We start from the raw sequence: 9114 nt of genomic DNA, 5'->3' as shown, positions 1-9114 counted from the left end.
GCTCTCGGCATCCCGATGACCGTGGCCGCAGGATAGGGGTGTCTGGGGAAAGGGGGACTGCGCTCACCAGCTGATTTGTCCAACAACGCCTCGCGTGCTTACCTTCTAATCCAGAAGAACTCACCCAACCTTGTTCCCCATACCTCTCAAACGCCTGGGACAACACTTTGACCGGATTGCCCTTGATTTGGCCGTGCGAGGTGATCTGTTTGAGAATGAGATGAGTAGCCTTGTAAGCCCGGCTGATATCGCTCTCTTGAAGTTCCCCCTCGGCGGCATCGAATGCCTCGAGAGCACGCCTCAACGCAATCAGCCGGGCAGGGAGATGCTCAGCGCCGCCTTTGACCTTGAGGGCCTCTGTTCCTTGGCGCTCAACAACCTCCATTTGGAGCGCTCGGACGCTCTCAACGAGATTTGCTACGTGCTGTGGCAGCATGAAAATCTCCCCTTACCGCATGCCGGCTACGTAGTTTGAAGATATGAACACCGACGAAATGACCAACCAAACCGACACTCAGCCCGCCGGCGAGAACTGGTGGATGGACGGTATTCTGGGTAGGCCCAGCGCAGATCCCGGAGTAAACAATATGCGAGACGCCGCGGCGAACCGTGTGGATGAAATGCACGCCGCTCTGGCGAACCACTTCGAGGAAACTATGGCCGCGTCCGGGTCCGCGCGGGATCAGCAATACTACAAAAAACTCTCGTCAAACCTCATCGTATCGGCAGCACTGAACATCCATCGCGAGACCCACCCGGAAGCACACAGCGCCCTCATGAGCGCCTGCCTATCAACGCATCCGGATCTCGAGGATGCCCGGGAACGCCTGTTCAGCATGATCGATAAGCAGAAAAAGGCGATCAGAGACCTCAGGTGTCAACGCACCACGCTTCTGGCCGTATGCGCAGTTCTTGTCGTCGTAGCCTGTCTGACCTGACCAATCTTGGTCCAGTGTCGACTTTCGACGAGAAAGCCATGTGCCGTTCCACGACCGGAGACACCGCCTTCGCGATGATAGGGTCAAGCAGACTACGAAGCATGTTCAATGTGCTGTCGTTATCGACCCTTAATCCTTTGACCAAAAGTTCTAAAGTCCGAGAGTTATTAATGCCAAAGGCTCGACCCGAGGACGAACAGGCCAGCCAGAGGATGCCCCTAGGACGTAATTTCGAGCAAGCCCTGCTGACCAGTCGAGGTCTTTGATCGAGATGACAATTATCATATGCTCCGCCAACCTTCAGCATTTGCGCTATCTGATGCTTCATGCAGATTCTCGCCCAAGGGCATGTAAACCAAATTGGATGGCCTCGAGTTGGTGCCGCGGGAATAAGGCGTGTCTGTATCGACTGGGCCGACCTTCATTAGGTTTGGGTAGGGCCCCGCCAAGACGCCTGCAGCTGGATTTTGCGGTGTTCACCTCCGATATGAAAACAGGATAGCGGTTGGTTTTATCCGTGGCGGCATCTCGGAGACCGCACGGAAGAAAAAAAAGACCTTGAACAGCAGCAGCGTGTGTCTACAAGCTGACGCTTGTAAGGAGTAGTAGATGCTTGACCATTTGGGTAAAACGGTTTCTGTTGGGAATGTCGAGTACTCGATCAGCCATCTGGCGCCATTTTTCCACGCGTTGCCCGGGGTGGGGGTTGATGGGAAAGATCTTCGTGTTCGCGTCAGTTTTTCTTGCCATGTTTTCAGCGAGAAGGCCGAGCATGGCCAGCCATTTGACATGATGGATCAGAACGGCAGTCGCCGCATATTTGATGGGCCCCGCTATCAGCGTAGTCTGACCCTCCCAGAAGCTGTGAGAGCGTTGTTGGATGCCAACGCTGTAACCTGGGAGATGAGGGATCATAATAGATTTGAGAACATGGCAGCGCTGACCGAAGATCCCGACATGAAGATCATCAATGGCGTATTCGATGTCATCCTTTACTACCTCTATCCGAGTAAAGCTGAACATTTCGGGGTGGAAATGAATGTGCTTACCTGCCACGTCAGAGCCGTGGACACCGAAAAGAAGCACAAGCTTAACATGCGCCAAGCGCTACGCACCTGCGTATACACTCAAGAGCGCCTACCTATGACCGAGGAAAAACGCGGGGCGATCGCCGATCAACGGGCAGCCGAGAACGCTGCGAAGCGCAAGGCCAAAAGAGAAAAGCGCAAGAAATCCAAGAAACCAAAAGCTTAAACGCACAAAAGGCTCCTAGTTTGGAGCCTTTTGTGAAATGAAGCGGGTGCGCCTTACCGTGGTTTACCGAACCTCATATGAGGTGCGCAGCTACAGCGTGCTGCTAGAACAAAGAATCTGCAGCAAGTCCCGCCACCTGAAGCTAGGCTCTACATAGGCTAGGATGCGTCTGATTGCAAGCGGAACGTTGAAGGTTCGCCGAACAGGTTACTGTGCAATCTTTCTCACAGGCCGCCATATGAGTTCAAGGGGTTCCATTGAGCGCGGTCCCGGGATGTATGACGTCAGTGGCAAAGAATGACCTGTCGCCCTGGCAGGACCTCCCGCCGCTGCGATCTGCAACACCATGAAAACAAGGGGTCAGGACGAGGCAAGGTGGCAGTTCCTGCCAGGGCGTTTTGCGTGAGGGATAAGCTGAACTGCAGTCAAACCTGATCGTATCGGCTGCACTGAACATCCATCGCGAGACCCACCCGGAAGCACACAGCGCCCTCATGAGCGCCTGCCTGTCCACGCATCCGGATCTCGAGGAGGCCCGGTCACGCCTGTTCAGTACGATCGGTAAGCAGAAAAAGGTGATCAGAGACCTCAGGTTTCAACGCACCACGCTTCTGGCCGTATGCGCAGTTCTTGTCGGCGCAGCCTGTCTGACCTGACCAATCTTGGTCCAGTTTCAACTTCCTACGAGAACGCCATGTGCCGATCCGCGACTGGAGACACCGCCTTCGCGATGACAGGGGACAACTGCCTGCGCATCATGTCCACCGTGCGGTTGGTCAGATCATAACTCGCCACGTCGTCTCGATAGACGTATTCCCTGCAGTCCCCCTCAAAGGTGTGCCCCTCACGGCTCAGCCGGACAAGCTGGGAATTCTCGGGCCCGAAATATCTGATCAGGTGATCCGCTTCGTAGTCCATCCCGAGGTCTGTGTTGACCACTATGTCCACATCCAGATCTCGAACACTGTCGACAAGCATACGCGCCACGATGTCATAGCCATGCTCGGCTCTCAGACGTTCACTCTTGTCGATGTAGGCCTGACGGGGTGTCATCCCATTGAACTCTTTGAGCGGCGTATCCTTTAGGTCTTCGAAGGTGCCAGCCTCTGCGTTTAGCCCAAGTTCCTCATGGGTCGCATCCTTGACTGCGGTCGTGAATTTGACGAAGGCCACAGTTGCCTCGGCTCCGATCAGAGTACGGCAGATTTCCCCTGCTGTATCCTTTCCTGCCCGTGGAGGGCCATTGAACATCACCAACTGCTGCATTTCGTCTTCCTGTCTTTCTGCGTCCTGCCTTCTACATGGGCAGGCTTAAGCATGGTTTTCTTCAGGCCGCTGATCACTCGTCGTCATCATCGTCATCAATGATGAATTGAGACAGGAGCTGCGTCGTGATGTTGTCGGCGTCTGGGGCCTCTTCACCATCGTCATCGCTGTCGTCTTCGGCGGCGCCCTTTTCTTCGGAGTCACCTTCGACTTCAAGCCCAAGGCCATCAATTTCATCGAAGATGGAGCCCGCAGCTTGGGTGACGTTGTCATCAACATCGGAAGTCATGATGTCCTCTGGGTCAGGCAAGTCGTCATCATCCATATGAGCCATCGGATCGAGCGCATCAGCAATGTCGCGTTCGACCTGCTCGCGCGAGGCATCAGCATCGTAGTCGACGGCCGCAAGGGCGCTCATGACATCGTCAGATGCAACCATATCGCCTGCCATGTCGATCTCACGTTCATCATGCTCCTCATCGCCCTCGATAAGGACTTGGTGAGAGATGCCGCGCTTGATCGGATTTCCGCGCGGACGAATAGGCCGGCGCGCCTGTCTGGTGTCGCCTTCATTGCCCTGTGCGTCCGCAGCTGCCTCTTCGCCAGCACCTTCGTCCTCACCAAGGATACGCTTATGGAACGACGTGATAGCTTCCGACTGGTCATGGATGATCGCGGCCACACTGCAGGCACCGGCATCGATTGGCTTATTCCGGTCGGAGATCATGAAATCGAACACTTTCACGGCCGTCGCAATGCGGCCCTTGCTTTCGCGAGCTTCCTCTATCGCCTTCGCTGCTGCATCTTAGTTTTCAGAGATAAAGTCTTCCGACAGCATCTTTTCGGTAATGATCGGCAGTTTGCGCGCGCGCTCGAGGTCTTCGTAGTCCGGCTTGGGGACCTTGATAAAGTGGTTCGCGCGCAGCTTGAGCTTCTTGTTGTCCACGGCGCCTTCGGGGTTCGCATAGAAGGACTTCGCGCGAACGACCTTCTCCTGGAACATGATGTGCATCATACCTTCGGTCTGCGCCTTCAAGTCCGTGAAGTTCACGCGATCGGCCGCCTCGATGCGAGCGTCCATGCCGTCGGTGTATCCCACGCCGATCTCGCCTGCCTTACCTTGATACCCGCCGGTTTGGGCTTTGAGGCCCTTACCGCCGGCTTCCACCGCCAGCTTACCGGTGGTCTCGGCTTCTTCAGAGCGCATGAAGATCTTGGTGTTTGTGTTCGCGATGATCGATGCGGCCTCTTTCTCGTTGAGGCGCTTCATCGCCGGAATATCCTGGGAGGCGTAGACCATCGTAAAGCCCAGAGAACGGGCCTGAGCGGCCATAAGCGCCATGCCTTCCACCGTGTAGTAGCCGACCTCGTCGAGCACGCAGATGAACGGAGACGGCGAGTTCGTGGGTCTGTTTTCCACGACCTCAGCCCAGTTCCCTTCAATCGTGGAGCCTAGCGTACCACCCATCATGCCCTTGAGCGTCGCCACAACGATTTTGCCGAGGTTCGCAATCTCATCCCCGGATTTCTCGAGAGCCGGAAGCATGATCACGAGGATGCGCCGGTTGAGGACCACGTCGAACATGTCCACTTCACCGTTGGGTGTGAAGAAGATGTGGCCATACACGTCCGCGAGGCTGCCGAGGATCTTCGTGAACTGCATTTCCAGATAGCCGTGCTGGTCAAGCGTGGTTTGCGCCTGTTTGTAGCCCTTCTCCTTCTGGAAACCTGGAAGCGAGGTCAGATAAGACTGAATGGTCTTCCGGATCGGCTGGGGCATATTCGGGTGCTGCTCGACATCGCCCAGGTCGACAATTTTCCGAAGAGACATGTACTCCCGGATCTCACCGACATTGAGATCGATTTCCCCTTCATCTCGCAGCCAACACAGAGCCCTCATGACACCTGTAAGCATGGCGGTCGCACGGCCCTTCCACATCGCGCCATCGCCGCCGGCATCGTCCATCAGAGAGACAACCATCTGGGTCAGGGAGTCCGAGGACCCGTTGGAGAACGGATTCAGAGTGTTCGACATGACTTTGCCGCCCATGGCACCGAGGTCTTGGTTGCCCGTCATGAAATTCAGAACCAGGAGATCATCCTCCCTGCCAAAGCGGCGGGCGAGGGCATAGACCTTGGCGAAGAGGGCAACGTCGCCTTTACCGTCGCAGAACAGGAAGCCCGATCCCCACATGAGGGCGTTGGCAGCAAATCCAAGCAGGGATTCCGTGTTGTGCGTAACGATGTACTCATCGGTCACGTAGAGGTGGTCAGGGTGATCGATATAGATACACTGCGCCTGCTTGCGTCCTGCATGTTCAATGGATGCGAACTGGATATGCGTTTCCTCTCTATCGCATCTGTTCACAAGACGGAGGGACACCACCTTCCTCTCTAGGTCGCACATGCCCAGGCCACCCATCGATCTAACAAGAGCGACCAGCACTTCGGCCGCGGCGATGTGAGAGCACGAGATATCAATGTAGGAACATTCGACCTTGGACATCTGGTTGCCCAAAAGTCCTTGCAAGAAGAGGCCACGCTGAAGCGTCGGAGCCTTCTGGAGATCCTGAATTTTGGAGACGTCGGCCGAAGAGATCGGCTCGCCGGCGGCCAACCCCTTCGCCACCTTCTTGCCGAATGCCCGCGGCTCCCACGCCACGGGCTCAAGGCCCACGATCCGTGAGGGCAGGGGCGCCGACACTGAGTGACCGGTGGCCAGCAGATTGTGCACATGTTCGGTGCTGATCGTTTGCGCTTCTCCGCCGTCGACGAAGACCGTCCAGAGATGTTCAGCGCACGCCTCCGTTGAGCGACCATCTTCCATCGTGATCGAGTAGACGTCAATTTCACCCTGCGGATAGATCGCCTTGATCTCGGCTGGAGATCCGTCCGCGGCCGTCACCATGTGACCGACCTGCAGTTCCCCCATACGTACAAATCCCTGGGGCGTGTGCACAAGAGCAGTCAGCGGTTGCGCCTTACCAGCACCGGTCGTCCCCACAACCAAGAAGTGCTGACGCGCGTCGTCGTTAGTCAGCCAGACTTCCTTGCCAGTCTTCATCTCGTTCCCAAGGAAGAAGATGCCCTTTGCCTTGGTTGGTTTGCCATTGCCCGGGTGCGGCTGATGCGGGTCGAGGTAACCACTCTGGATCGGCATCTTGATTGGCGCTTTCTCTTCCCGCTTGATGCCCCAGCGATAGAAGCACAAGGCGATGATGAACACGAATTCAGAAATCGACCCAACCATCATGGTCAAGGAGGCCAATAGGAAAAGCAGGACGAACATGTTGTTCGGGATCGTGATCCAGTCTTTGAACTTCCTCAGGGGGCTTCTGGTATCCCTGATCAGGAACTCTTCATTAAGTTCCTGCTCCTGCGTAAGACCTCGTGTCTTTTTCTCCGCCATGCGCTGACTCTTTGCCTCGGATACTAATCGTCCGGTGCATGTAGTTGCCAAAGGTTCGGAAGGATTAACGCCAAAGAGAGAGCTTCTGCCCACCTACACAACGAACAAAGAGGCTCGATGACAGATGGCAAAGAAACCTGGTCCAAAATCCCCACTCCACCGCAGGGGACGGCGCAAGCTGAGCCCGACTGCCAAGTTCATCACCGATGAGGAGCAGGCCGCTATCGACCAGTGGCTAAAGACCAACGAGGTGGAAAAACTAGCCTCGGTCGACCCGGACGCCCCGGATGAGGACGCCGAGACCGAGTGAAATCAGAAGGCCATGACATCCTTGATGTCTGAATCCCGGCAAATCTTATAGGCCACTCGCAGGTCGGGGATCGACATTGTCGAAATGCTCTTCTCCGACAGGCCTTCTTCCTCAGCCCGATGCGCGAGGAACCTGTAGGCGCGTGCCTTAGCTTTGTTGATGACCTTATGCATGTCATCGGGATCTCCAGCCCAGTCGAGAATATCCGGTGCTTCTTCCCAGAGCCGGTCGAACTTCTGACTGGTGAGCTTTCGGGCGCGCCGGGTTTCCGCATCGGCTACATCGCTGGCCAGGCTCCCGCCGGTGTTCGCCGGGATGACGGTCTTGCACTCTTCGGCCTCTTCACGGTTCGAGCAGATATAAAACCAGGGGGATTTGGGGTTCCCAACGCGGAAGAACTTCTTTTTGAGCTCGAGGCGACCATTGCAGTCAGGGCACTTATGACCGGGCCGGAACCAACGATCACCTGACGCTCCGCGCACTCTGACCTTACCGGAGTGGGTATCAAGGACGAGCTTGCTAGCTTGCAAGTCATCAAGGTCCTCGGCCGATTTCCCTGCCTTGGACTCGCCAAAGATGAACGCAGCATTCGCGTGTTCCTGGACATCATCCTTTTCCCACTCCGCGAAGGCCTTGTTCCCGCCTGGAATGGAATAGTGAACGTATTGTTGTGCGGTGCTCTTTTTTGCCATGGGGGCCTCTTCTTCGGACGCTATTGTACGAAATCACATCAGACGAGACAAGTTAATCCTTAAAAAAGGGCCATCCGGTACAGATATATCCATGACGCATAGAACCCATCTCCCTCTCGTCGTAGCAACCTGCGCCCTCCTCGCGGTTCCAGTGTCCGCCCAGGTGCATGATCCCGCCGATCCCATGGACGCGAGCTCTCTCGGTCATATTGAGCAAATCAGCCCTCGTGAATGGCTCCTCAATGCTGAAGTCTCTGAAAACTCCATGGCGAAGGCGCGCGCGAAGGCTATATCGGACGCCGCCAGCAGGGTAGCGACCGAACTAAGCATTCCCGGCAGCTCCGGTCAGGCCGACTACCTTGAAAAGCTGCTAATTGTGGATGAAAGCTATGACAGCGGCATCTACCGGGCACTTCTTCGCATCATCAGTCGTCAAGAAGATCCTGATTTTGCCACCGCGATGGCCAGGCAGACGGATTTTCAGAGTTCTTCCGTCCCCGATGCGCAGCGTCCCGCTTGGGTGCTCCTGGTCCCGGCTTCGGTGAAGGAGGACGGTAGCTGGGACATTGCCAAGCGGCAGTCTACTTGGGCATCTCGTTGGCGGATTCCTTTCAGGGATGGTGTCACCCAATTCGTCCCCGCCACATTCGATGCCGACGACAGGGCGGTCAGTCAGTCAGCCCAAAGCTTCGATGAGATGTCTGAACATCTCAAGGAAAGATATGGTGCAGAGAACATCTTATACGCTGCGAAAACACCGGGAGGAGAGATCATGCTTTCTCACTGGTCAGATAGCGCGGGCTGGATGGGCACGCTGAGCGCCGGCACCGACATTGATGCGGGCAATGCCACGACGCTCAGAGCATCCGTTCTCGATAGCTTTTGGTCGACCTTTCCCAAGTTCTCTGAGCCTTCGGCACGTGTGCTCAACACGCCCGCATCCCACGATCGAGCTTATGAGACTTCCCGCGAAAGGCAGAACGATCTCATGCGATACCGGCTTGTCGGGCAGCCTCGCCCTGACGGAGACGTCTTACGCGGGTTCCTGCAGGTGATCCGCAACGAGCGCACAACCTTACAAGACACGCGTAAACTCTTGTCGAGCGTCGACCGACTACAGATCGTGAGCCTCGAAGACCACGGCTCGAGCTTCTTTGTCGAGTATCGCTACGAGGCAGGCAGCGCAGACAGTCTGAAAACGGCTCTTTCAGAGCAGGGCTTCTCACCTGATCTCTTCTGAGCGGT

Annotated in this window: 9 protein-coding genes; 4 read left to right on the top strand and 5 right to left on the bottom strand. The window is 56.1% G+C overall.

What is annotated here, in order from left to right:
- The coding region (locus ACXAJT_RS26370) for a hypothetical protein (RefSeq protein ID WP_475241603.1) at window positions 1-436 on the bottom strand (436 nt) is incomplete at its 3' end.
- 43 nt (window positions 437-479) lie between these two features.
- On the opposite strand from ACXAJT_RS26370, the gene ACXAJT_RS26365 reads away from it, so the two are divergent.
- Both ACXAJT_RS26365 and ACXAJT_RS26360 read left to right on the top strand, forming a co-directional pair.
- Window positions 480-938: a hypothetical protein gene (locus ACXAJT_RS26365; RefSeq protein WP_475241601.1), complete on the top strand. Its 459-nt coding sequence runs from the start codon at window positions 480-482 to the stop codon at window positions 936-938.
- Between the two features lie 609 nt (window positions 939-1547).
- Window positions 1548-2192 carry a hypothetical protein gene (locus ACXAJT_RS26360; protein WP_475241598.1) on the top strand — a complete coding sequence of 215 codons (645 nt, stop codon included), beginning with the start codon at window positions 1548-1550 and terminating at the stop codon, window positions 2190-2192.
- Between the two features lie 681 nt (window positions 2193-2873).
- On the opposite strand, the gene ACXAJT_RS26355 is transcribed toward ACXAJT_RS26360, so the two are convergent.
- The 3 genes from ACXAJT_RS26355 to ACXAJT_RS26345 form a co-directional block, all read right to left on the bottom strand.
- Window positions 2874-3458 (bottom strand): hypothetical protein, encoded by a 585-nt coding sequence (locus ACXAJT_RS26355; RefSeq protein ID WP_475241596.1) that lies wholly within the window; start codon window positions 3456-3458, stop codon window positions 2874-2876.
- Window positions 3459-3531: 73 nt separating this feature from the next.
- Window positions 3532-4203, bottom strand: coding sequence for a hypothetical protein (locus tag ACXAJT_RS26350; RefSeq protein WP_475241594.1), 672 nt, complete (start codon window positions 4201-4203; stop codon window positions 3532-3534).
- Window positions 4204-4263: 60 nt separating this feature from the next.
- Complete coding sequence (locus tag ACXAJT_RS26345) at window positions 4264-6867, bottom strand: TraM recognition domain-containing protein (RefSeq protein ID WP_475241592.1); 2604 nt, start codon at window positions 6865-6867, stop codon at window positions 4264-4266.
- 124 nt (window positions 6868-6991) lie between these two features.
- Here ACXAJT_RS26345 and ACXAJT_RS26340 point away from each other — a divergent pair, with 124 nt between their 5' ends.
- Window positions 6992-7177, top strand: a complete 186-nt coding sequence (locus ACXAJT_RS26340; RefSeq protein WP_475241590.1) for a hypothetical protein — start codon at window positions 6992-6994, stop codon at window positions 7175-7177.
- Between the two features lie 2 nt (window positions 7178-7179).
- Here ACXAJT_RS26340 and ACXAJT_RS26335 read toward each other — a convergent pair whose 3' ends face one another.
- A complete protein-coding gene (locus ACXAJT_RS26335) occupies window positions 7180-7869 on the bottom strand; it encodes a hypothetical protein (RefSeq protein ID WP_475241588.1) in 690 nt (229 codons plus the stop codon).
- Window positions 7870-7960: 91 nt separating this feature from the next.
- Between ACXAJT_RS26335 and ACXAJT_RS26330 the strand changes: the two genes are divergently transcribed.
- Complete coding sequence (locus ACXAJT_RS26330) at window positions 7961-9109, top strand: hypothetical protein (protein ID WP_475241587.1); 1149 nt, start codon at window positions 7961-7963, stop codon at window positions 9107-9109.
- The last annotated feature ends 5 nt before the right edge of the window (window positions 9110-9114 follow it).

The sequence above is a fragment of the Salipiger sp. ABF4_146 genome (genome assembly GCF_056161345.1).
This window is presented reverse-complemented; position numbering and strand designations above follow the sequence as displayed.